At 60.6% G+C, this 24,477-nt stretch carries 21 protein-coding genes; 15 read left to right on the plus strand and 6 right to left on the minus strand.

Going from position 1 to position 24,477, the window contains the following annotated elements:
* Positions 1–94 precede the first annotated feature (94 nt).
* From clpB to AC097W_RS04980, 4 genes are all read left to right on the plus strand, one after another.
* Positions 95–2,701, plus strand: coding sequence for an ATP-dependent chaperone ClpB (gene clpB, locus AC097W_RS04965; RefSeq protein WP_479601190.1), 2,607 nt, complete (start codon positions 95–97; stop codon positions 2,699–2,701).
* 113 nt (positions 2,702–2,814) lie between these two features.
* Complete coding sequence (locus AC097W_RS04970) at positions 2,815–3,495, plus strand: hypothetical protein (RefSeq protein WP_479601191.1); 681 nt, start codon at positions 2,815–2,817, stop codon at positions 3,493–3,495.
* Positions 3,492–4,832: a (Fe-S)-binding protein gene (locus AC097W_RS04975; protein WP_479601192.1), complete on the plus strand. Its 1,341-nt coding sequence runs from the start codon at positions 3,492–3,494 to the stop codon at positions 4,830–4,832. Before AC097W_RS04970 ends, AC097W_RS04975 begins: the two co-directional genes overlap by 4 nt.
* A gap of 9 nt (positions 4,833–4,841) precedes the next feature.
* Positions 4,842–5,345, plus strand: a complete 504-nt coding sequence (locus AC097W_RS04980) for a PaaI family thioesterase (RefSeq protein ID WP_479601193.1) — start codon at positions 4,842–4,844, stop codon at positions 5,343–5,345.
* A gap of 79 nt (positions 5,346–5,424) precedes the next feature.
* Here AC097W_RS04980 and AC097W_RS04985 read toward each other — a convergent pair whose 3' ends face one another.
* Positions 5,425–6,231, minus strand: a complete 807-nt coding sequence (locus AC097W_RS04985; RefSeq protein WP_479601194.1) for an AraC family transcriptional regulator — start codon at positions 6,229–6,231, stop codon at positions 5,425–5,427.
* Between the two features lie 86 nt (positions 6,232–6,317).
* Between AC097W_RS04985 and AC097W_RS04990 the strand changes: the two genes are divergently transcribed.
* Entirely contained in the window at positions 6,318–7,541 is a 1,224-nt protein-coding gene (locus tag AC097W_RS04990; RefSeq protein WP_479601195.1) for an MFS transporter, read from the plus strand.
* A 384-nt stretch (positions 7,542–7,925) separates the two neighbouring features.
* On the opposite strand, the gene AC097W_RS04995 is transcribed toward AC097W_RS04990, so the two are convergent.
* A complete protein-coding gene (locus tag AC097W_RS04995; protein ID WP_479601196.1) occupies positions 7,926–8,333 on the minus strand; it encodes a BON domain-containing protein in 408 nt (135 codons plus the stop codon).
* Between the two features lie 252 nt (positions 8,334–8,585).
* Positions 8,586–9,089: an Lrp/AsnC family transcriptional regulator gene (locus AC097W_RS05000; protein WP_479601197.1), complete on the minus strand. Its 504-nt coding sequence runs from the start codon at positions 9,087–9,089 to the stop codon at positions 8,586–8,588.
* A 107-nt stretch (positions 9,090–9,196) separates the two neighbouring features.
* On the opposite strand from AC097W_RS05000, the gene hppD reads away from it, so the two are divergent.
* The 10 genes from hppD to AC097W_RS05050 all read left to right on the plus strand — a co-directional run bounded on the left by hppD (position 9,197) and on the right by AC097W_RS05050 (position 19,636).
* On the plus strand, positions 9,197–10,294 hold the full coding sequence (hppD, locus tag AC097W_RS05005) for a 4-hydroxyphenylpyruvate dioxygenase (protein ID WP_479601198.1): 1,098 nt from the start codon (positions 9,197–9,199) through the stop codon (positions 10,292–10,294).
* A gap of 9 nt (positions 10,295–10,303) precedes the next feature.
* A complete protein-coding gene (locus tag AC097W_RS05010; RefSeq protein ID WP_479601199.1) occupies positions 10,304–10,852 on the plus strand; it encodes a VOC family protein in 549 nt (182 codons plus the stop codon).
* Positions 10,845–12,116 carry a fumarylacetoacetase gene (gene fahA, locus AC097W_RS05015; protein ID WP_479601200.1) on the plus strand — a complete coding sequence of 424 codons (1,272 nt, stop codon included), beginning with the start codon at positions 10,845–10,847 and terminating at the stop codon, positions 12,114–12,116. Before AC097W_RS05010 ends, fahA begins: the two co-directional genes overlap by 8 nt.
* 10 nt (positions 12,117–12,126) lie before the next feature.
* Entirely contained in the window at positions 12,127–12,426 is a 300-nt protein-coding gene (locus AC097W_RS05020; protein WP_479601201.1) for a 4a-hydroxytetrahydrobiopterin dehydratase, read from the plus strand.
* Positions 12,423–13,289: a phenylalanine 4-monooxygenase gene (gene phhA, locus AC097W_RS05025; protein WP_479601202.1), complete on the plus strand. Its 867-nt coding sequence runs from the start codon at positions 12,423–12,425 to the stop codon at positions 13,287–13,289. The genes AC097W_RS05020 and phhA overlap by 4 nt, the downstream gene beginning before the upstream one ends.
* Before the next feature lie 28 nt (positions 13,290–13,317).
* Positions 13,318–13,791, plus strand: coding sequence for a hypothetical protein (locus AC097W_RS05030; RefSeq protein WP_479601203.1), 474 nt, complete (start codon positions 13,318–13,320; stop codon positions 13,789–13,791).
* A gap of 53 nt (positions 13,792–13,844) precedes the next feature.
* Positions 13,845–15,596 carry a thiamine pyrophosphate-binding protein gene (locus AC097W_RS05035; protein WP_479601204.1) on the plus strand — a complete coding sequence of 584 codons (1,752 nt, stop codon included), beginning with the start codon at positions 13,845–13,847 and terminating at the stop codon, positions 15,594–15,596.
* 39 nt (positions 15,597–15,635) lie between these two features.
* Positions 15,636–18,167, plus strand: coding sequence for a DEAD/DEAH box helicase (locus tag AC097W_RS05040; protein ID WP_479601307.1), 2,532 nt, complete (start codon positions 15,636–15,638; stop codon positions 18,165–18,167).
* Between the two features lie 101 nt (positions 18,168–18,268).
* Positions 18,269–18,952, plus strand: a complete 684-nt coding sequence (locus AC097W_RS05045) for an SDR family oxidoreductase (RefSeq protein WP_479601205.1) — start codon at positions 18,269–18,271, stop codon at positions 18,950–18,952.
* A 441-nt stretch (positions 18,953–19,393) separates the two neighbouring features.
* Positions 19,394–19,636 (plus strand): hypothetical protein, encoded by a 243-nt coding sequence (locus AC097W_RS05050; RefSeq protein WP_479601206.1) that lies wholly within the window; start codon positions 19,394–19,396, stop codon positions 19,634–19,636.
* Between the two features lie 20 nt (positions 19,637–19,656).
* Here the strand turns inward: AC097W_RS05050 and AC097W_RS05055 are convergent, their stop codons facing one another.
* From AC097W_RS05055 to AC097W_RS05065, 3 genes are all read right to left on the minus strand, one after another.
* Positions 19,657–20,058 carry a response regulator gene (locus tag AC097W_RS05055; protein ID WP_479601207.1) on the minus strand — a complete coding sequence of 134 codons (402 nt, stop codon included), beginning with the start codon at positions 20,056–20,058 and terminating at the stop codon, positions 19,657–19,659.
* Positions 20,059–20,079: 21 nt separating this feature from the next.
* On the minus strand, positions 20,080–22,065 hold the full coding sequence (locus AC097W_RS05060) for a methyl-accepting chemotaxis protein (protein ID WP_479601208.1): 1,986 nt from the start codon (positions 22,063–22,065) through the stop codon (positions 20,080–20,082).
* 480 nt (positions 22,066–22,545) lie between these two features.
* Entirely contained in the window at positions 22,546–24,321 is a 1,776-nt protein-coding gene (locus AC097W_RS05065) for a hypothetical protein (RefSeq protein ID WP_479601209.1), read from the minus strand.
* Positions 24,322–24,477: the final 156 nt, after the last annotated feature.

Consider the following 24,477-nt stretch of genomic DNA (forward strand, 5'->3'; position numbering starts at 1 on the left):
CAGGTTCCCCGTTGTCTGGGCTTGCTTCCAAGCCGAATCGCACTTGAAATGACCGGTGTAGTCCCCCAGCTTGAGGACAACTAAAGGGATCTTTATGCGAATCGAAAAACTCACCACCAAATTTCAGGAAGCCTTGGGAGAGGCCCAAACACTGGCACTGGGCAATGACAACCAGTACATAGAGCCTGCCCACGTACTGTTGGCCATGCTGCGCCAGGAAGACGGCCCCAAGTCGCTGTTGCAGCGCGCGGGCGTGAACGTGCCCGGCCTCACCGCCGGCGCTGAGACTGCCATGAAGAAACTACCGCAAGTGCAGGGGCACGAGCAGGTGCAGGTGGGCCGTGACATGGTCTCGCTACTGCAGGCGGCCGAGAAGGAATCCATCAAGCGGGGCGATCAGTTTGTAGCCGGCGAGCTTTTTCTGCTGGCCTTGGCGGACAGCAAGGCCGATATTGGCAACGTGGTGCGCGCCAACGGCCTGACCCGCAAGAGCCTGGAGACCGCCATTGACGCCGTGCGCGGTGGCCAGAATGTGGACAGCGCAGATGCCGAAGACCAGCGCGAATCCCTCAAGAAATACTGTATCGACCTGACTGAACGCGCCCGCCTGGGCAAGCTGGACCCCGTGATTGGCCGCGACGACGAAATCCGTCGCGCCATCCAGGTGCTGCAGCGCCGCACCAAGAATAACCCTGTGTTGATTGGCGAGCCCGGTGTCGGCAAGACGGCCATCGTGGAAGGCTTGGCGCAACGCATTGTGGCCGGTGAAGTGCCCGATTCGCTCAAAGGAAAACGGGTGCTGAGTCTGGACATGGCCGCGCTCCTGGCGGGTGCCAAGTTCCGTGGCGAGTTTGAAGAACGCCTGAAAAATGTGCTCAAGGACCTGGCCAAGGACGAAGGCCAGACCATTGTGTTTATTGACGAGTTGCACACCATGGTGGGCGCGGGTAAAGCCGAGGGCGCGATGGACGCGGGCAACATGCTCAAGCCCGCACTGGCCCGTGGCGAGTTGCATTGCGTGGGCGCCACCACGCTGGACGAATACCGCAAATACATCGAAAAAGACGCCGCTCTGGAGCGCCGCTTCCAGAAGATTCTGGTGGGTGAGCCCACGGTAGAGGCCACTATTGCCATTCTGCGCGGTCTGAAAGAGCGCTACGAGGTGCACCACGGCGTGCAGATTACCGACCCGGCCATCGTGGCCGCCGCCGAGCTGTCCAACCGCTACATCACTGACCGCTTTTTGCCGGACAAGGCGATTGATCTGATAGACGAAGCTGCGTCGAAAATCAAGATTGAGCTGGACTCCAAGCCCGAGGTCATGGACAAGAAGGACCGTCGCAAGATCCAATTGCTCATCGAGCGCGAAGCTGTCAAGCGCGAGAAGGACGAAGCCTCGCAAAAGCGCCTGGAGCTGATCAACGAAGAGATTACCAGTCTCGAGAAGGAAATTGCCGATTTGGACGAAATCTGGAAGGCCGAGAAAGCCCAGGCCCAGGGCTCCAAAGCCATCATGCAAGAGGTCGAGAAGCTGCGTTTCCAAATTGAAGAACTCACCCGCAAGGGCGATTTCAACAAGGCAGGCGAGCTCACCTATGGCAAGCTGCCCGAGCTCGAAAAGCAACTGAAAGACGCCCAGGATCAAGAGGCTGGCAAAGCCAAGACCGCCAAAGATGGTGGTCGCGCGCAGCTGCTGCGCACCATGGTGGGCGCCGATGAAATTGCCGAAGTGGTGAGCCGTGCCACCGGCATTCCGGTCGCCAAAATGATGCAGGGCGAGAAAGACAAGCTCTTGCAGATGGAAGTCAAACTGCACGAGCGCGTGGTGGGGCAGGACGAAGCCATCGGTGCCGTGGCCAACGCCATCCGCCGTTCACGCTCGGGGCTCTCCGACCCGAATCGCCCCACGGGCTCCTTCCTGTTCCTCGGCCCCACGGGCGTGGGCAAGACCGAACTGTGCAAAGCGCTGGCGGGCTTCATGTTTGACAGCGAAGACCATTTGATTCGCGTCGACATGAGCGAGTTCATGGAGAAGCATTCCGTCGCCCGTCTGATTGGCGCGCCTCCGGGCTATGTGGGCTACGAAGAGGGCGGCTACCTGACCGAAGCCGTGCGCCGCAAACCGTATAGCGTGCTGTTGCTCGACGAGGTGGAGAAGGCACACCCCGATGTGTTCAATGTGCTCTTGCAGGTGCTGGATGACGGCCGCCTGACCGACGGTCAGGGCCGCACGGTGGACTTCAAGAACACGGTGATCGTGATGACCAGCAACATCGGCTCACCCATCATCCAGAGCATGGTAGGCAAGGACTATGAGGACATCAAGGACGCCGTGCAGGCCGAACTGAAAAACTACTTCCGCCCCGAGTTTTTGAACCGTATTGACGAGACCGTGGTGTTCCATGCACTGGATGCGACCAACATCGCGGCCATTGCCAAGATCCAGTTGCAGATCCTTACGGCGCGGCTGGCCCATATGGATCTGGCGCTTGAAGTGTCCGACGCTGCGGTGGCCGAACTGGCCAAGGTGGGCTTCGACCCGGTGTTTGGTGCACGGCCGCTCAAGCGCGCCATTCAGCAGCGCATCGAGAACCCGCTGTCGAAACTGCTGCTGGAAGGCCAGTTTGTGCCGAAGGAAACCATTCATGTGGGCGTGGACACCATCCAGGCACCGGGGCAGTTCAGCTTCACGCACGGCTAAGGTGGTTGCATCAGCAGGTTGATGCGCCGGGGCGTATCAACTGTTGATGTATATCAAGTGCAGGGAATACTGCCCGGGGTAAGGTACACAAGGTACTTTTGAAGGGCTACTCCATGACTTTGCTTGAATGGGCCCGCGGGCCGCTGCTGGCGGTGTCGCTTTTTATTTTTGTGGCGGGAGTCAGCTGGCGCCTGTTCGCACTGTGGCGTATGCCAGTGTCCCATAGCCCCCAGGCGCCGGCCCGCCAGGCCTTTGGCACTGGCGATGCGCTGGGCGCCGCGCTTACCCGCATGGTGCCCCGAGGTGGCTTTCATCCCAGTGCCACGCTGGTCACTATCAACCCGTATGTGTTTCACATCGGGCTGTTCGTGGTGTTCTTCGGTTACGCACCACACATCGCCTTTATTCAGCGGATTACCTGGTTGCATTGGCCCGCATTGCCCGACCTGGTGATGTACATCGCCGCCGGCGCCACCATCGTCTCGCTGTTGATGGCGCTGCTGTTTCGCCTGACTGACCCGGTGCTCAAGAAGATATCCAATGCAGACGACATGATCACCTGGACGGTCACGTTCCTGCCGCTCATCACTGGCATGGGGGTCATTGGCGACCCGTCAGCCATCATCTTGGCGCGGGACCACGTGATCTACGGCGGCCCGCTGGCGGTGCACCTGCTGTCACTCGAATTGCTGCTGGTGTGGTTTCCCTTTGGCAAGCTCATGCATGCTTTTCTGGTGTTGCCGGGGCGTATGCAGCTGGCCACCTTCTTTGGCCGTCGCGGGGTGCGCTCATGATCAATATGGATGTTTTTCATGGTTTTCTCGATGCCATTCACCATCTGCCAGAGATGGCGCAGCCGGATGCGCTGACTGATGACCAGCGCGTAAGCAAGGCCCGGGCGGTCATGCGTGCCAAGACTGATCGCAGTCTGGCGCTGGACCTGGAGGCCTGCGTCAACTGCGGTTACTGCTCCGAGGCCTGCCACTTTTTCCAGAGCACGCAAGACCCCAAATACAGCCCCAGCCGCAAGCTGGATTTATTGCGCCGTGTGCATGCGCGCGAGACGTCCGCCTTTGCACCGATCAAACGCCTCTACACCCGCGACATCACCATTGACGATTTGAAGGAGTGGCAAGAGTTGGTTTATGACAGCTGCACCGAGTGCGGTCGTTGCAGCATGATTTGTCCCATGGGCGTGAACACGGCGCGCGGAGTGAACGTCATGCGCGAAGCCTTGTTCGAAGCCGGCATGGCACCCCTGGAACTGACTGCAGTAGCGCAGGAGCAGGCTGGCCGCGGTACCGTGTTTGGCGTCGGCCCCATCGAACTGAAGCAGACCATTGAGTTGCTGCGTGCGCAGGGCATCACCATTCCGCTGGACGAGCCCCAAGCCGATGTGATGCTGGTCACCACAGTGATTGACGTGCTGCTGTACCAGGACGCACTGGCTGCTGCCGCGCGCATTTTGAACCATCTGGGCCTAAAGTGGACCCTGCGCAGCGCCGGTTTCGAGGCGGCCAACTTTGGTTTGCTATCGGGCAGTGAAGCACTGCAAAAAGCCGCCACCCAGAAGCTGGTTGACGAGGCGTTGGCTATTGGCGCCAAAACGGTCATCCTGCCGGAATGTGGTCACGCTTACCCGGCATTGCGCTGGGATGGACGGCTTCAGAATGGGGAGCCGCTGCCATTTGAGGTGCTGGCGACTTCGGAGTTCGTGGGCCGTGAGATCAGTAGTGGCCGGCTTACGCTGACACCGGGTGATGCCAGCCGAAAGATCACCTACCACGATGCCTGCAAGCTCGCCCGCCATGGTGGCGTGATGGACGAGCCGCGCGCCGCCCTGGCCGCCCTGGGCATGGATCTGATTGAAACCACTCCCACGGCCGAGCAAAACTGGTGCTGTGGTGGTGGCGCCGGTGTCTTTCTCATCAACCGTGCGGAAGGTCTGCGCCACAAGGCGTGGGAAATCAAGCGCGAGCAGGTTGATGCCACGGGTGCCGACACGGTCGTCGTGTCCTGCGCCAGCTGTCGCCTGAACTTCATGGCAGGGGCCGAAAAAGTGCAGTGGGCAACCAAAATCGAGAGTGTGGTGGAGATGGTTGCCGCACAATTGCCGGTTTATTCAAAGTAATCTCCCACAATGACCCCTGCGCAGCACTCCAGCGATTTCGATGACATTTCCCTTGGCGTAAGCCTGCCTGTGCCCGAAGGATTTCGCGTGGTCCAGGTGGGCGGCGCCTTTATCGCTGGCAACGGCCCCCTCTACGCCAAGTGGACGGGCGAGCGCCTGCTGCTGGGTTTTCGGGTGGAAGAGCGGCACACCAATCCGCTCAAGATGTGCCATGGCGGCATGCTGGCCACATTTGCCGACATGGTGATCCCCTGTGCGGCTTTCTACCAGGCCGACATGGCCTCGCGGTTTCTGCCAACGGTCAGTCTGCAAGTGGATTACATGGGCTCTGCCAAGCTGGGCGCGTGGGTGCAAAGCGAGGCACAGGTGCTGCGCACCACACGCAACCTGCTGTTCGGTCAGGCCCTGATTACTGCCGATGGCGAGCCCGCCTTGCGGGTGAGTGGCATTTTCAAGCTGGGGCAACTGCTTGACGACGGAAATCGCAAAGACCCGTTTGGGTTTTTTAGCTGAAGTTTGAGAGGATAAATCCCCTTAAGCCCCCGTAAAACATGCGTGTGCAGCTATTGATTTGATAGCAATTTATCAGTATTCAGTTCGAATTTTTGTTTTGAAAATGGCTGGGCGATTTGCCCATGGCCAGCTTGAACATGGCGCAAAAGGCGCTGTCGGTGGCGTAGCCGCTGGCGGTTGCGACCTGGCTGATGGGTGTGCCGCGCGCAAGCAAGGGTAGGGCGTGGGCCAAGATAGCCTGCTGGCGCCACTGCTGGTAGTTGGTGGACAGCTCAGTGCGAAAAAGGCGCGACACGGTACGCTCGCTCGCTCCGATGTCCACCGCCCACTCCGACAAAGTGGCCAGTCGGCCCGGGTCGCTCAGGACGGCTTCACACAGTGCGCGTAGCCGCTTGTCGCGCGGCATGGGAACGCCCAGTGCCTGCGTCTCGGCTTGGGTGATTTCGTCCACGGTCAACGCCATGAGCGCATCGTCCCGGGTACCCGGGTGAGACGCGACCAGTGCGTGAATCAGTTCACGCAACAGCCGGGTCACCACCAACACCCGGCAGTCCTCCCAGCCTTGCGGGGTGACCGTTGGTGACAGGTCCACAGTGCGTAACTCGGCGGATTCAAGCACCACCACGGTGTGTTGCACACCGGGCGGAATCCAGACGGCCCGCGAGGGCGGAACGATGAAGGTGGTCTGCACATCGCTCTGCGTTACCGTGACTTGCATCAGCCCGCTTGCGCAGTAGGTGAACTGAGCCCAAGGGTGCTGGTGTGGTTCGATGTGGGTATCCATGACAAGAGGGCGGGACCTGCTGCGAACGGGACGCTGGGATGTTGGTGGGCGTCCCTCCGAGTCGTCAAAGCGCACCGGCTTGAGGGCAGTATTGCGTTTCATATGGAATGAACTGATTTGGCGGACATTCGACAATTATTGTCTTTTTATCGTATTTCGGCGGCGCGGGCGGGCCGTACGATAACGGCATGACCAGCGCCACCATTAGCCACCCCCCCATTTCCGCTCCGCTTGGGCAGGATGCCGCCATCATCGGCCTCGTGGGCCTGGCCCATGCCAGCTCGCACTTTGGCCATTTGCTGTTGCCCCTGTTGTTTCCGGTGTTCATGAAGGAGTTTGGCCTGAGCTACTCGGAGCTGGGCTTGCTGATGAGCACCTTCTTTGTCGTGTCGGGCGTGGGCCAGGCCAGCGCGGGTTTTGTGGTGGACCGGGTGGGTGCGCGTCCCTTGCTGTTTGTTGCTCTTGGTATTTTTGTGGCGGCCTGCATGGCCGCGTCCATGGTGACTGGTTACACGGGGCTGTTGATGGTGGCGGCACTGGCGGGCCTGGGCAACGCCACGTTTCACCCGGTGGACTTCACGATCTTGAACCAGCGGGTATCGGCCCAGCGGTTGGGCTATGCCTTCAGTGCCCACGGCCTGACCGGCAATCTGGGCTGGGCGGCAGCACCGGTGTTTTTTGCGGGCATGGGTGTAGCTGTGGGCTGGCGCAACGCCTATGTGGCTGCAGCAGTGATGTACGCGGTCATATTTGCCGTGTTGGCGCTGAACCGCGACAAGCTCAGCACCCAGGTGGTACGCCATGAGCCGGATGTGCACAAAGAGCACGACCTCGCATTCATGAAGCTGCCGGTGGTGTGGTGGTGCTTCGGCTTCTTTTTGCTCTCCACCATGACGCTGGCCGTGGTGCAAAGCTTCTCGGTCTCCATCCTCAAAGCCATGCACGGCATCAGCTTTGAGGCCGCTACGCTGACGCTGACCGCCTACATGCTGTGCGGCGCGGTAGGCATGTTTGTGGGGGGCTTTATTGCCGCGCGTGCCATCAATAGCGACCGGGTCGTGGCGATCGCCATGGCCGCGGGCGCGGTACTGCTGGCAATTTGTGGCACCGGGCTGCTGGGTGCGACGGCCACCATGGTCGTGCTGGCTATCACGGGCTTTGCGGTGGGAATTGGCGGCCCCTCGCGCGACATGATGATCAAGAAAGCCACACCCAAAGGCGCCACAGGGCGTGTTTATGGCCTGGTGTATTCGGGCCTGGATACCGGTTTTGCCATTTCACCCCTTGTGTTTGGGGTGTTTATGGACCGGGGCTGGTATGGCGCCACCCTGATCGGCGCAGCACTGGTGTTGCTGCTCAGCGTGGTGGCTGCGCTGGGAGTGGGGCGGCGAACCGTGAAGCGAAGCAGCTAATCCAGTTCAACCGGAACCCCGTTAGCAGCCAGGACGATGTCGCCCGGGTTTACCGAGGCATCCGTCTGGATGAACGGAACGGCAGCGTCGCCGGGCAAGGAACGTCCTTTGGCGCAGAAGATTCCCTGCGCCGCGGTCTACTCAAACCCGAAGGGTGAGCCGTTGGCAGGTTTCTGGCCTCGATTCGCAGCAGCGCAATGTCCGTGTATGGGTCGGCACCGGTGATGATGAACCCGCAGGCCCAGCTTGCCGCCAGTTGGCCCAGTGGCTCTGCAAGCAGCAAAATTGGCGGCTGGGCGAGGTCCAGGATGGCAGTTGTGCCGACAGCCGGTTATTCGACCTTCAGCGTGGTCAACGCAATCGACATGACATGCTGCAAATGGATCAAATCTCGACAATCATTTCATTGACCACACTGGACACGCCTGGTGCCGCCCATGCTGCGCCCAGAACGGCCTGACGCTCGGCCCATGAATGAACCTTCCCCCGCAATGTAAGACGGGAACCCTCCGCCAGAATGACCAGATGTTTGGCCTCACGAATAGCTTGGCGCGTCAGCGCATCCTGAATGCTTTTCTGGATGTCGATGGGGGAAACGTGAGGCTTGACCTTGATGAGATTGGAAACCCCCACCACGCCAATCAGATCGCGTACGGTTCGTTCTGCAGCCCCGCTCTGGTATTCCCACTCCACCTGTCCGCTCAAGGTGATCCAGCCTTTTTCTGCTTTGGGCTGGATGCAGTGACGCGGTACCACCGCGCTCCATTCCAGTGCGTGTTGGACAGCAGCCACAAGCTCCGCATGTGACGACACCGTCCTGGACGATGACGCCGATGGCTGTGGCGTTGACCGAAGGGTCCCAACTCAGTTCGTCAAGAATGTCTCGTTTTAATTCCGCATCTGTTTTCATGACATGTCCCTTCAGCGTTGGTGGTGTGCGTGGATCACACATGGACCCACGGGGTGTCAACAAGGCAACCACGCAATGCCAATTTAAGGCCAGTGGTCTGGTAGTGGCTTGCGAATTCTCAAGAGAATTTTCGGTCAGCTGGGTCGGGTGAGATGGCCCAGTGGCATCTCGGTACTGGACTTGACGCAGTTCAAGACAATATTGGAGCGGATGTTGCCCACGCCCTGAATGCGGGTCAGCCTGCGCAGCACGCTTTCCGAGAGCACGCTCAGGCTCACCGCCGCAATTTGCAGGATGTAGTCGGACTCGCCAGCCACTGAATAACATTCCAGTACTTCCGGAAAAGTGGCAATTTCGCGCTCAAAGGCCAGACCCTCGTCGCCGCCGTGGCGGGTGAGGGTGACGTAGGTAATGGCCCGCACACCCAGCCCTAGCGCGGCGGGGTCCAGTAGCGCTACATAGCGGCGGATGAGGCCACTGGCTTCCAGGCGCTGGATGCGTCGGCTCACCTGCGAAGCCGACAGGTGAATCTCCTCGCCTACTTGCTGGTTGGTGGCATGGGCGTTTTGCTGCAGCGCGGTAAGCAAGCTGATATCGAACCGGTCAAGAAGTAAATCATCAGTTTTGTCTTGATTCATGCACGAATTATGCATAAATTAACCAAATAAGGTGCAACTTGCTCACACCGTGCGGGCGCTACTGACCACAATCAAGGATTCAATACAAGACGCTGAGGAGCACTGCAATGGCTGATCTTTTCGAGAACCCCATGGGGCTGATGGGCTTTGAGTTTGTCGAGTTTGCGTCACCCGTGTCCGGCGTGATTGAGCCCGTGTTTGAGCGCATGGGCTTCACACTGGTGGCCAGGCATCGGTCCAAAAACGTGGTGCTGTACCGCCAGGGCGATATCAATTTCATCATCAACCGCGAACCGAAAAGTGTGGCGGGCTACTTTGCGTCCGAGCATGGCCCCAGCGCCTGTGGCATGGCCTTTCGCGTGAAAGACTCGCACCATGCGTACAGCCGCGCGCTGGAGCTGGGTGCACAACCGGTGGAACTGCGCCCTGGCCCCATGGAGCTGAACCTGCCCGCCATCAAGGGCATTGGCGGCGCACCGCTGTATTTGATTGACCGCTATGAAGACGGCAAGTCCATTTACGACATCGACTTTGAATTCATCGAGGGTGTAGACCGCCACCCCGTGGGCCATGGGTTGAAGCTCATCGATCACCTGACGCACAACGTATACCGCGGCCGCATGGCATTCTGGGCGGATTTTTACGAGCGCCTGTTCAACTTCCGCGAGATCCGCTATTTCGACATCAAGGGCGAGTACACCGGCCTGACCTCCAAGGCGCTGACCGCACCCGACGGCAAGATCCGCATTCCGCTGAACGAAGAGGCGCGCCAGGGCGGCGGACAGATTGAAGAGTATTTGATGAAGTTCAATGGAGAAGGCATTCAGCACATCGCGCTGATTTGTGATGACCTGGTTGCCACCGTGGACAAGCTTGCGCTGGCTGGCGTGCCGCTGATGACCGCGCCCAATGATGTGTACTACGAAATGCTGGAAGGTCGCCTGCCCGGCCATGGCCAACCCGTGTCCGAGTTGCAGACCCGTGGCATTTTGCTGGACGGATCGACGGACGCAACTGACGGGGTTGCAGGTCCAGGCACCCCCCGACTAATGCTGCAAATCTTCTCGCAAACGCAGCTGGGCCCGGTGTTTTTTGAGTTCATCCAGCGTCAGGGCGATGATGGTTTTGGCGAGGGCAACTTCAAAGCGCTGTTCGAGTCACTGGAGCGTGATCAGGTGCGCCGTGGTGCACTGGAAGTCGCATAAAGGAACACCATGAAAATCGATCGCATTCACCACGTAGCCTACCGCTGCAAAGACGCCAAAGAGACGGTGCTGTGGTACCAGAAAATGCTCAACATGGACTTTGTGCTGGCCATTGCCGAGGACCTGGTGCCCAGTACCAAAGCGCCCGACCCCTACATGCACGTCTTCATGGACGCAGGGCAGGGCAATGTGTTGGCGTTCTTTGAGCTGCCCACGCAGCCACCCATGGGGCGCGACCCCAACACCCCCGCGTGGGTGCAGCACATTGCCTTCAAGGTGAAAGACCGTGCGGAACTCTTGGAGTTCAAGGCACACCTGGAAAACAATGGCGTCGATGTGCTGGGTGTGACCGACCACGGCGTCTTTCACTCCATCTACTTTTTTGACCCCAACGGCCACCGCCTGGAACTGGCTTGCCCCGACCCGGACGAGCAGACCCAACTGGCAAGGCTGGACGCGGTGAAGTGGGACATGCTGGAGGAGTGGTCGCAAACCAAACGCGCGCCCAAGCATGCGGCCTTTTTACACGCCAAAGAATGGGGTGCGCCCCATGCTTGACGCTACACACGACCCCGCAACCCAAAGCTGGGTGGAGTCGGCCAACGCGCCCGATACCGACTTCCCTATCCAGAACCTGCCGCTGGGCCGCTTTCGCCGCAGCGCGGCCGAGCCCTGGCAGATGGGTGTGGCCATTGGCGACCAGGTGCTGGACCTGTACGCTGCGGGTTTGATCGACCACCTGCACATGCCCACGCTGTTGGCTGCACCCCGTGCTGTGCGCCGCGCTTTGCGTACGGCACTCTGGCAGGGTTTGCAAATGGGCTCGGCCCTGCAGCCCGTATGGTCGCAGGCGCTGCTGCCACAAAACACGGTGGAGATGGGCTTGCCCTGCGAGGTGGGTGACTACACCGACTTCTACACCGGCATCCACCACGCCACCACGGTGGGCAAGCTTTTTCGGCCAGACAACCCGCTGCCAACCAACTACAAATGGGTTCCGATTGGCTACCACGGCCGTGCGTCCAGCATGGGTGTGAGCGGCCAGCAGTTTCACCGACCTGTGGGCCAAACCCTCAAGCCGGGTGCGTCAGTGCCCGACTTTGGCCCCAGCGAGCGGCTGGACTACGAGCTGGAGCTGGCCGCATGGGTGGGGCCGGGCAACGCGCTGGGCACGCCCGTGGCGATGGAGCAGGCCGAAGACCACATAGCAGGGCTCACCCTGCTCAACGACTGGAGCGCCCGCGATGTGCAGGCCTGGGAATACCAGCCGCTGGGCCCCTTTCTGGCCAAAAATTTTGCCACCACCGTGTCCCCCTGGCTGGTGACGCTGGACGCGCTGGAGCCGTTTCGCACCGGCCCCGTGCGGGCTGCGGATGATCCGCAACCTTTGCCGTATCTGGACTCCGCCGCTAACCGCGCGGGCGGCGCTTTTGAGGTGACGCTGGAGGTGTGGCTGCAAACCCCCGCCATGCGTGCAGCGGGCCACGCCGGGCAGCGCCTGTCGCAGTCCAGTTTTCGGGATGCGTACTGGACACTCGCGCAGCTGGTGGCCCACCACACGGTCAATGGTTGCAACTTGCGTCCGGGCGATGTGCTGGGCACTGGCACCTTGTCCGGCCCCGCTCCAGAGCAGGGCGGCTCGCTGCTGGAACTGAGCCTGGGTGGCAAGCAGGCCATCACGCTGGTCAATGGCGAAACACGCACCTTTCTGCAAGACGGTGACACCGTGGTACTGCGCGCCTATGCTGAGCGGCCCGGTGCGCGCCGCATTGGTTTTGGTGAATGCCGCGGCACACTGCTGCCTGCGCGCGGAAAAGAGTGAAGGACGGATGATGGAAAAGCTGAATTCAAACCAGATTGACGCGCTATCGAAAGATCTGCCCGCCTGGCAACTCGACCCGCTACAGGGACGCATCACGCGCGAGTTTGTGTTGGCCGACTTCATGCAGGCCTTCGCCTTCATGACCCAGATTGCGATTGCTTCAGAAAAGGGCAACCACCACCCCGAGTGGAGCAATGTCTACAACCGGGTGCGCATTACCTGGACCACGCATGATGTCCTGGGCCTGAGCACCAATGACATCGCCATGGCCCGCCTGTGCGACCAGGCCTTTGCGAGGTATCAGCCATGAAACACGGTTTGGCGTCTGGGGCCGATTTGACGCCCCAGCGACCCGACTGGACGGTGGATCAGGGCTGGGACAACTACACCGCGCAAGAGCACGCTGTGTGGAAAACGCTGTTTGAGCGGCAGACCCAACTGCTGCCGGGCCTGGCCTGTGATGCGTTTGTTGAGGGCATGAAAAACCTGCCCATGACAGCGGACTGCATTCCCGACTTTGTGCAACTCTCGGAGGCCCTGCAGCCCGCCACTGGCTGGCAGGTGGTGGCTGTGCCGGGGCTGGTGCCCGACGAAGTGTTCTTTGAGCATCTGGCCAACCGGCGCTTCCCTGCGGGCAACTTTATCCGCCGGGCGCACCAACTGGACTACCTGGAAGAGCCTGATGTGTTTCACGACGTGTTTGGCCATGTGCCCATGCTCATGCACCCGGTCATGGCTGACTTCATACAGGCTTATGGCGAGGCAGGCTTGCGCGCGCAGCGCCTGGGCAAACTGACCGAGCTGGCGCGGGTGTACTGGTACACGGTGGAGTTTGGTCTGGTCCGCCAGCCAGAGGGCTTGCGTCTCTATGGCGCGGGCATTGCATCGTCGTATTCGGAAAGTGTTTTTTCTGTCCAGAGCGAATCGCCCAACCGCATCGGTTTCGATCTGGAGCGTGTGATGCGCACCCACTACCGCATTGACGATTTTCAGGAAAGCTACTTTGTGTTGAACGACCTGCAGGATCTGCTGGAACTGGCTAACATCGACTTCGCACCCTACTACCAGCGCCTCGATCACGGCCCCAGCTACCAGCCCGGCGATGTGTTGACTACCGACACGGTGCTGCACCGTGGCACGGGCAGCTACCATTTGACCAGCAACTGCGTGTGAAGAAACGAATCCAGGTGAGGTAAGCCCCATGGCACTGACCATCAGCTATCGACTTGTGGGAACCGGTTGGTCCGAATGCACGGTTGACGATGGGCAATCCCACTGCACACTCAAAGCCTCGTATCTGTCGGATGCACTGGGAAATCTGGTGATGGCTGCGTCGGCTGCAATGGCCGGTTTCACGCGCCTGTCGTTCGAATTCGAGGAAGAGCCCGGCGAGTCCAGGTGGGTAATTTACAGCCCCCAACCCAATGATCTCGATCTGGAAGTGTTTGAGTTCAAGGCGTTGTCTACCGGCAAACCCGATGCCGATGGCCGCTCCATCTTCCAGACGCGTTGCCTGCCTGTCGAATTTGCCAAGGCGGTGCATGCCGCTGCGGAGCAGGTTCTTCAGGAGTACGGCGAAAAGGGCTACCTCGAAAAATGGGCCGAGCACCCATTTCCATTGAAGCAAATGTCGGTGCTGCGGGATCAAATTGAGGCGGTTGAACGCGGCACTTGATGACTTGCAGGTGTGCCTGATGGGACTGCCGCTTTGACGGCACAATTGCCATCATGACCTCCGCACCTTTACCCCAACTCGCTGGCCACCTGCTGGTCCAATGTCTGATCGAGCAGGGTGTAACCCATGCCTTTGGTGTCCCCGGCGAGAGCTTTCTGGCGGTGCTGGACGGCTTTCACCGTTACCGCGACCAGATTCAATTTGTCATCAACCGCCAGGAGGGCGGTGCGGCGTTCATGGCCGAGGCGCATGGCAAGCTTTCGGGCCGTCCGGGCGTGTGCATCGTGACGCGCGGGCCCGGCGCCACCAATGCGGCCATCGGCCTGCACACGGCGTTTCAGGATTCCACACCCCTGGTGCTGCTGGTGGGCGATGTGGCCAGCGACACGCGTGACCGCGAAGCCTTTCAGGAGCTCGACTACAAAGTGCTGTTTGGCCCCAGCACCCTGGGTATGGCCAAGCGGGTAGAGCGCATTGACGATGCCAGCCGCATCCCCGAATACATTGCCCGCGCCTTTGCCACGGCCATGAATGGCCGTCCCGGCCCGGTGGTGCTGGTGCTGCCCGAGGACATGCTGGTGCAAACCATGGTGCCCAATCCGGTAACGGGAGCAACGCCACAGCCTCTGGCCCGCGTAGAGCCGTCAGATGCCTGGAGTGACCCTGGGTCCTTGCGCAGCCTGCGTGAGCTGCTATTAAAAGCAGAGCGCCCGTTGGTGATCGCGGGTGGCGGAGGCTGGACGCCCCAGGCCGCACAAGCCCTGCAGCGCTTTGCCGAAAATTGGCGCTTGCCAGTGGGCAATGCGTTTCGATTTCAGGACACCTTTGACAACCACCACCCGCAGTACGCAGGCGATGTGGGCATCGGCATCAACCCTGCGTTGGCCAAGCGCATCAAGGACAGCGACCTGATCATCGCCATCGGCCCACGTCTGGGCGAGATGACCACGGGTGGCTACACGCTCTTGCAGGCCCCACGCAGTGTGCAGACGCTGGTGCACATCCACGCCAGTGCCGAAGAACTGAACCGCGTCTACCAGGCAGATTTGGCCATCCACGCCAGCATGCGCGCAGCCGCCCGATCGCTGGAAGTGCTGACTGCGCCGGTGAGTGTGCCGTGGGATGCCTGGACGCAGGCCTGCAACGCCGACTATGAAGCCAACCTCGTGCCCAGCGTCATCAAGGACTTGCCTGCCGACAATGAGCGCGGCTTGGTAAACATGCCTGGCGTCATCGCCACGCTGCAAAAGCATTTGCCCGCCGATGCCGTTTTGACCAACGGCGCCGGCAACTTTGCCAGCTGGCTGCACCGTTTTTATCGCTACACCGGCTTGGCGAATGGCCACAAAACCCAACTGGCCCCCACCAATGGCGCCATGGGCTATGGCGTGCCGGCAGGCATTGCGGCGGCCATCACCACGCGCAGGACCGTCTTCACCATTGCCGGCGATGGCGACTTTTTGATGAACGGGCAAGAGCTGGCCACTGCCGTGCAGCACGGCGCCAAAACCATCATCCTGCTGCTCAACAACGGCATGTTTGGCACTATCCGCATGCACCAGGAACGTGAGTACCCCGAGCATGTGGCGGGTACCCGGCTGCAAAACCCGGACTTTTCTGCGCTGGCCCGTGCCTATGGCTACGCGGGCGTCACCATTCGCAAGAGCGCCGACTTTGAAGCCGAACTGCTGGAGGCGCTGGCGCGACCTGAAGGCACGGTGATAGAAGTCATTCTGGAGCCGGAGTTGATCAGCACGCGGGGCACGCTAGCGGCTATCACCCAAGGCGCGCTATCAAAAAAGTAGCTGCCTGCGCATATTCCACGGGGGCTAGAGACTGATTTGATCAAGATATCCGCCAGCGTGTTGGGTCACTTTCGCCCGCGCATCACGCTGCAAACCCTGGGGCGCGGCGAGGCCCTGCTGGGCTTCAAACCCCATGGCAAGCTGGCTGCGCGGGGTGACAGCGTGACGCTGGTGCAGATCGACTGGACCTACCGCACGGACGCAGGCGCGCAGTGGCAAACGCCCGCACCCACGTCCGTGCTGAACAGTCGTCCCTCCACGGTGCAAGAAATCCATGGCACCGGTTTCCCGGTGCTGCGCATGCGGCGTGATCTGGCGGCCGAGGCCGACGCCATGGACCTGGTGTGGGAGCTGGGGCTGCTACCCGTGTCGGCGAAATCATTGCAATGGCGCAGCCGCGAAGCGGGCGACTCTGCAGAGCCTCACTTGGGCGCGGTGTGGACGCTGCCGCAAGAAGGCTTCTTTGGCGACTTCTGGGCCGAGCAGGTGCCGCGCCTGCAAGCCAAAGGCTGGTCGGTGGTGGTGCAGCCCGGCTTTGCGCACGAGAGTGTGCCCGTGCAGCGCTGGAAGCTGCTCGTGCAGCCCGACACGGGCGAGGTGTTGGGTAAAGAGCTGGATGGTCCACTGGCGCCGCGCGAACGCCCGGTACAAAAACTGAACCTGCCCGAGCGCGAAGGCGCCTGGCTGCTGAGCTTGGGTATCGAGATAGATGGCGAGACGCTGGACTTGGCGCCACTTTTGGCCGACCTGCTCAAGCGCGACCCACGCTGGTTGAATGCCACACAGATGGCCGCCATTGACGACCATGAATTGGTTTCGCTGCGCGCGCCCGGCGGGCGGCGCATCGACGCGCTGGCTGCGCCGCTTAAAGCCATTGTTGGTGCCATGGTGGACCTGCTGACCGACCCGCTGCGCAGGCACAAAAGTGGCGATCCGTTGCACCTGGGCGCGTGGGAAGCGCGTCGTCTGGAAGCTCTGCGCTTCGGCTTGGTGGAGGCGCACCGCGTTGGCGCGCAAGGTGGTTGGCAACTGGAAGGTGATGCGGGCTTGGCTAGTTTGGCCAAGCGCCTGCAGGCCATTGGCACACCGCAACCTGTGGTCGCGCCGACCGGTTTGAAAGTGCAGCTACGCGGCTACCAACTCGAAGGCCTTGCCTGGCTGCAATACCTGCGCGCGCAGGGCCTGGGCGGCATTCTGGCCGATGACATGGGCTTGGGCAAAACCGCACAGGCGTTGGCCCACGTGCTGCTGGAAAAACAGAGTGGCCGCATGGACCTGCCCACGCTGGTGGTGGTGCCCACCTCGCTGGTCTTCAACTGGCAGGTCGAGGCGCAGCGCATGGCGCCCGACTTGCGCGTGCTGACCCTGCAGGGGCCCGACCGTGCGACGCTGTTCCCGCAGATGGCCGAGCATGATTTGGTGCTGACTACCTACTCGCTGCTGTGGCGCGATATCAATGCGCTGGCAGCGCAGCGCTTTCATTTGCTGATTCTGGACGAAGCGCAGATGGTGAAGAACGCCGGCGGCCGCAGTGCCCGCGCGCTGCGCCGCCTGCAGGCGCGCCATCCGCTGTGCATGACCGGCACGCCGCTGGAAAACCACCTGGGCGAGCTGTGGGCGCAGTTCGACTTTTTGATGCACGGATTCCTGGGTGATGTGCGCAGCTTCAACGCGCGCTGGCGCAAGCCCATCGAAGAAAACGGCGAGACTCTGCGTGCCCAGCTGTTGGCCCAGCGCGTGCGGCCCTTCATCCTGCGTAGGCGCAAGCAAGACGTGGCCAGCGAGCTGCCGCCGCGCACCGAAGTGATCCAGCGGGTGCAGCTGCAAGGCCAGCAGCGTGAGCTATACGAGGCGGTGCGCACCGCGGCGGACAAACAGGTACGCCGTGTGCTGCAACGCCAGAGCTTTAACGGTGCGCAGATCAGCATCCTGGATGCGCTGCTGAAATTGCGCCAGGTCTGTTGCGACCCGCATCTAGTCAAAGGAGTCAAAACACCCGCGACTATGGAACGCGCCAAGCTGGAACTGCTGTGCGAGATGCTGCCCGAACTGGTGGACGAGGGGCGGCGTGTGCTGGTGTTCTCGCAGTTCACCGAGTTGCTGGAGCTGGTGGCCGAGCACCTGCAGGCGCTGCAGCTGCCGTTTCTCAGCCTCACGGGCAAAACGCCAACCGGGCAGCGCGGCGCGGTGGTGCAGCAGTTTCAGGCAGGCGCAGCGCCGATCTTTCTGGTCAGCCTCAAAGCTGGTGGCGTGGGCCTGAACCTGACTGCTGCTGACACTGTGATCCATATGGATCCGTGGTGGAACCCGGCGGTGGAAGAGCAGGCCACGGCCCGCGCCCACCGCATCGGGCAAGGCCAGCCGGTGTTTGTTTACAAGCTGGTGGTGGAGGGCAGTATTGAAGAGCGCATGCTGGAGTTGCAGGCCCGCAAGCTGGCACTGGCCCAGGGCGTGCTGGGGCATGATGCGGCCGGTGCGTCCAAGTTCAGCGAGGACGACCTGGGAGCGCTGCTGGCGCCGCTGGGTGCTATCAAAAGCGAAGCTGCTAACGCAATGAATACGGGGGCTTAAGGCATATTTTGCTCAAACCCTCCACTGCCGTAATCGAACCAGGCGTGGGCATTGGCATCAGAATACGATACAAATTTTCCACATCTTTCAAAGGAAAAACTATGGCGGGTATGAACCTTATGGGCAAACGGGTGCTCATCACCAACGCAGATGTATTTATGGGTCCGGTTCTGTGCCAGGTGTTTGCCGAACACGGAGCAACGGTCATCAAGAGCACTGATTCGCTGTTGAGCCCCGACTCGCCTGCCTCCCTGGTCGCCGCTGCAGGTCGAATAGATGTACTCGTCGCCAATCTGGCCGTACCTGCACCCACAACGGCCGTCACTGACGTTCTTGATGAAGAGTGGAGCAACACATTTGCCGCACTCGTGAATCCACTTCCTCGCTTGTTCCGGGCTGTCTTGCCTGCGATGATTGAACGACGCGCGGGCAAAATTCTGGTCATGGGCAGCGCTTCAGCCCTGCGCGGCATGAAGCGCGCTTCCACCTATAGCGCGGCGCGAGGCGCTCAACTGGCCTACGTTCAGGCTGTTGGTGTAGAAGTAGCGGGCCACAATGTTCAAGTCAATGCCATTGCGCAGAACTTCGTCGAAAACCCCACCTACTTTCCCTCCGATGTGCAGGCCAACCCGCGATTCCAGGAGCGCTTGAAGCGCGAGGTGCCGCTCGGGCGCTTGGTTGGAGCAACGGAAGACGCTGAGTTTGCGGCCTACCTCTGCAGCGAACACGCCAATTGTTTTGTCGGGCAGGTCTTTCCCGTGTGCGGCGGCTGGGTACAACGATGATGGTCCGGCTAACAAATCTAGCCATCTTCTCAAGGTCCTGAACGCGGATTGGTTCTGGAAAACCCATACAGTCCAGAGCACGGGAAACGTAAGTCTCTAACCGACCAGCAACCGACATTCGCTGTTTCAAATTGGTTGACCGGTCTGCCATCGATTGCAGCCATTGGCGACGGCAAATCCTACTACCCCTATGGGCTGATTGCGGACAAATTGCTCGCTTAGAAGCGGACAAAAGGCACCTACAGAATCCGGGGCGATTCACCCAGGCTTTAACGGCCGAAACAGACTTGTGGCCTCACTGGGAATGCCTAAGCAAGCACCACTGGCCGGGCGTTTGACCAAGCGCGCCCGGGACTTAGGAGATCGCTGACAGTTCAGTCCAGTGAAAAGACAAAGCCCACTTCGACGCGCACGACCTACTCAATCGGCTGGAATTTCCACTTGGCCACGGCGTCGCTTGCCGAGGTGTTCAAAAAACGGTTGTCCCTGCAGGCCTACGGCCTGTGGGTCTTCAGCCCGGGCTACCAGATGCGGGTGTCGGCAAGCAACCTGGCACCGCGCGACTATGTGTCTTCTGACACGCTGCTGACCACCAACGCCTTGGGCCAAAGCGTGTGCGAGACGTCGACCAACACAGCCCCGAAAGCGGTGAATCTGCAGGTGCGGTTTGAAATGAAGTTGTAGGGTGCAACTGCGCGCTATGCCTACAGCCCAAGCCGTTGCAGTTCGGCGTTGAGGTGCTTGGCAGAAATCGGTTTGGCAATGTAGCCATCTGCGCCTGCACTCATAAACCGGACATCATCACCGGGCTCGGCATGGGACGTGCACATGATGATGGTCTGGTGTTTTCCGGTGGACTGCTCTTTTTGCCGGATGGCCGCCACCGCCTGCAGACCATCCATCACCGGCATCATCACGTCCATCAGCACGACGTCGAATTTCAATGCGGCAAGGCATCGCAGGACCTTTTCACCATCACTAACGACCACGCCGGTGTGCCCCAGCGTCGACAGGATGGCGGTTGCCACGCGCTGGTTGATGATGTTGTCATCCGCCACCAGCACTTTCAGAGAGCGCCCGGGCCGGGCTGCAACCGGAGCGTTCATGGTGTCACGGGCCAGCAAGGCTCAGGCGACCCGGAAGCGGGCAATTTCACCCGTCAAACCGATTGCCTGCTCGCTCAGCGCACCGGCTGCAGCACTGGTTTCCTCGACCAGCGCGGCGTTTTGTTGCGTGTGCGCGTCCAGCTGGTGGATGGCTTTGACGACTTCTTCGACGCCCCGGGATTGCTCGCTGGTGGCCACCGAGATTTCGCCCAGCAGGGTGTTGATCTGGGTCGCGTTGCTGACCAGTTCAGTCATGGCCTTGCCTGCGCCCTCGACGATCTCGGTGCCCGCAGAAACCCGCTCCACGCTGGCCGATATCAGGCTCTTGATTTCGCGGGCGGCTTCCGCACTGCGGCCGGCCAGGCTGCGGACTTCCGAGGCCACCACAGCGAATCCGCGGCCAGACTCACCGGCCCTGGCCGCTTCGACTGCCGCGTTGAGTGCCAGGATATTGGTCTGAAAAGCGATGCCATCGATGGTGCCAATGATGTCGCTGATTTTGGACGACGACTGGTGAATCTCACGCATGGTCGTGACCACATCGGTGATGATGCGCCCGCCCTTGGTTGCCACTTCGGCGTTCCCTTGTGCCACAGTGGCCGCACGCTGGGCGCTGTGTGCGGTTTCGCGGACCTGCGAGCCAATCTGCTCGACCGCAGAGGCCTGCTGGCCGAGGCTGGATGCGGCCTCCTCCGTGCGCGCGGACAAGTCAAGGCTTGCGCGGGAGACTTCGGCGCTGGTGTTGGCCAGCTCGCGCGCCGAATGGCGCACCCGGCGGATCAGGTCGTGCATGGAGTCGTACAGCTTGTACAGATCCACAATCAGCGCGGCAGGCTCGTCTTTGCCCCAGGGCTGGGCAGGACGGTGGCGCAGGTCCCCCTCTGTCATTTCATGGATGTGCTTGCTGACTAGGGCCAGCCCGCCCTTCATGACCGTATAAAAACACAAAAATAAGTACAGTGCAATGGCGATACCCACCAGGGCCGCCGCGAATTCCAGATAGATCTTGGTTTTGACGCGGTCGATACGGGCCAGGAACTGGCTGTCCAGGCGCGCGGCAATTCGTTTGTTCAGGGCGAGCTGGCTGTCAATGGCAGCGTCGGCCGCCGCCCGGTATGCAACCGGGTCGCCCGCAGGCGCCTCCACCATGACCTGCTTTTGCACCATGTCCATGAAGGCTTGTCGCGTGGTGTCCACGCCTTTCATGTCCATGGTCTTCACAACGTCCGGGAGGGCCCCAACGCCGCGCCGGAAAGAGTTTTCAAACAGGGGGTCCACGTAGTCAATCAGCGCCAGATCGCGGTCCAGCAACCGTCGGCGCGAAGCTGGCATGGGCTGCCCGGCGCCTTTACCCAAGGTGAGCACCCCCAAGCCACGCAATCTGGCCAGGTACTCCGTATACTGCGGCCCGACTATTACCACCAGATTCAGCATGTGGTACGTGTCCAGCTCCGGGTCCAGCGACAGGCCGGAGCCATCGCTGATGTCCCCCAACAGGTCCAGGGCCGCCGACACATTGTCCGCATGCAACGCAAAAGTCTCGTCCGGCGTAGCCAGGGTAGGGCGCTGAAGAGCCGCCTCTATCCCCTTGGTGAGCTTGGCAAAGCTGGCGTTGGTATCGCCACCGAAGGCGACGCCATAGTCTTTTTGCAGTTGCTGCACCTTGGCAAAACTGGCAGCCACCGCACTGCTTTTCTCCGGCAGGTCGGCAGAGCTGTTGGTCGCGGCGCGCCGCAGGTTGCGGATATCCGCCGCCAGGTCATCGACTCCATTAACGTAAACCAGGCCCTGGCGTTCAAGCTGGGTGATGCTGATCAGCTCCGCGTCGGCGCGGTAAAGCTGCACCAGCAGCCCGACCATGGGGATGAGCATGGCCGCAATGATCCACACGGTCTTGGCTGGAAAGCCGATGGAGCGAAACAACTTGACCCCGGGTGCCAGCCAGCCATGGTGCTGGAAAAAATGGGAGTTGTTGTCCAACGAACGCCTGTTTTCAAGTGATTCCATCGAGTTTCCTTCGAATTTTGAAGAATAGTATGCATCAAAAACATGGTGGAAACCTGACCCGCCTGTGCGATGTCTAACGCACCACTCCGAGAGCGAGAGTACCTGCCCTGGTTGCTTGGAAAGGCGCAGCAAAAGCCCTTATATGGCGACACGAATCGCCGGTAAGTCCATATATGGTCATTGCGCTAAGTCGCACCAAGCGGACGTTCCCCACCTTCGAACACGGACTCGGCGGCCGATCCGCCTGTCAAGCACATTGCCCGCTGGTGGCCGCCAATTGCTTGGCCGTATCGAAGCTCCAGATATCAATTGGATCTCCCTCCAAGCCGCTCGATGTGCGGCTGGACTGTTGCCCTCACGACTTGGCCTGCCACTCTACGAGAGCACAACGGCGCGATGCAAACCCTTCAATTCCAGCGGCAAGCACAGTCCAGCGGCAATGAAGATGGCATTGGCTACGCAACCGCGTGCTCAGTCCATTCAAGGAATCTGGTATCGCCCCGTACCCCGACCCCGGCCCAAGCCTCCGTGCGGATCGCTCGGTGGCTTGATCAGGCCAACGGCCTCCAGCGCCTGTGGGCATCTCTGAACCCACTTCTCGAACTGAGACGTACCGATCTGCGGCGGGGCCACGCACAGCGGCGTCACATACGGCAGGTAGGCCCTGAAGTCCCGGCTCTGCTCCACGTAACGCAGCAGGTAATAGTCTTGCACTAGTTGGGCCTGTTGCTCGACGTGGTAGTCCCCCAGATTGGGATGCGCTCCAAGCTTGTACTTGTATGCTCCGTCTCCCTGCCGTGCCTGGCGCTCCATCGAGTCGACCATGTACAGGGCACCTTGACTCAGGAATTGATGTACGTGCATCAGTTCATGCACGAGCTCGCCTTGCTGAGGTGGACTCGGGAAGACCAGCGTCGACATCGCGGTGAAGGGACGTTCGTCCTCCATCAGACCGACGATATCCGCAGGGATTGAGCCCTGCACGATCCACACGTCCAGCAGCTTGGGCCAGAAACCGTAAACCCGGACTACATCAGCCAGTTCGGCCGGTGTCAGGCGCCGTCCACTCCACAGTGAAACGAATCCAGCAAAGATGATGGCCAGTTGCGTCGCACCAAACGTCCAAGCCGCCTTCAGCAGGTCGAGCGCCGCGTGGCCTAGGTCCACCAGCGCGGCTAGAAACTGTCCCCGGATCAGATGACTCATTACCGCCGACGCAAGCTCGCCAATGATCGATGCGACGTTGTAGCCCAGGGCAAACATCGACCTGAGTGTCGCTTTCAGCGTATCGGCTACTGCGTGGACAAGCTGTTCCATGTAGTTGGCCAGGGAGCCAACCGCAGCTATCAGGGTCCGACTGACTTCGAGGATGGCCACGCCTGCTATCAAAGCCCGTTCGACGATGGCAAGCGGTAACACAGCAGCCTTCAACAGCGCACCGACGACGCTACCGATGGAGCCGGTATGCGCAGCCACCCAATCGATGGCGTCTAGGGCCCGCTCCTTCACTGCGGCAACTGCCTGAACCATCTTTTCGAGCATCTCCCCCGAGACTTCTAGCGCCGCCGACAGCACGTCGCCAACGGCCTTTCCAGCATCGATAAGCGTATCTGCGAACGCCGCGAGGGCGTCGATGGATTCATCGACAAGCGACTGCAATGCGGAAGCCAAATCAAGTGCCTTGTTCAGCACGTCGTTGGCAAATTGAGTCGCGGCGTCAACTGCCGCCTGAGCGACATCGACTACGGCGGCGATCGCGTCCTCGACGTCGTCCCACCTATCGGCGATCCAGCCACCCAACGAAAACGCAGGTCGCGGCCTACTATTCGCGCTTCCAGCGCTCCCCTGACGCAGCATCGTTCTACTTACCTGTGTGAACACGTGCAGCACCGCGGCCTTCTCATTGGGCTCCCAAATCTGATCCAGTACCGCCTTTCCGGTGTCGCGCCCCACCAAGTAGGCAGTGGCCAGCAGCAGATTGTGCCGACGCAACGTGATCATTCTTGCGACGACCCTGTGCAGCAGGTCTGTGTTGCCGGTCTTCTTTGACGAGGCCAAGACAATGGCCACGTACGGAGCCATTTCCTTGTCGCTTTGATCCGCCGTCAGCCGCGCTGTCAGCATTTTTCCGAGTAGTGCTGATTGCGCCACTGCACTGGACACCAGCATGCCAAAACGGGCCGGCGTGATCTGTGACAGAGGCATCGCAGTACCAACCAACGGCCCTGCAGGCGCCGCACTGGAATGTGATGGCATGACTACTCCTATTATTGGATTGGCGACGACGCTCAAGGAGATGCGCATCGGCTTCGAAAAATTCTACTGCGGATGTACGGTTGCCGCGTTGCGAATTCTCAATCCAGCGAAGGTCCCGGTTCGGCTTCATCCCTAACTTGGATCACGCACGGCTTC

The organism is Rhodoferax sp. GT1R46 (assembly GCF_056521285.1).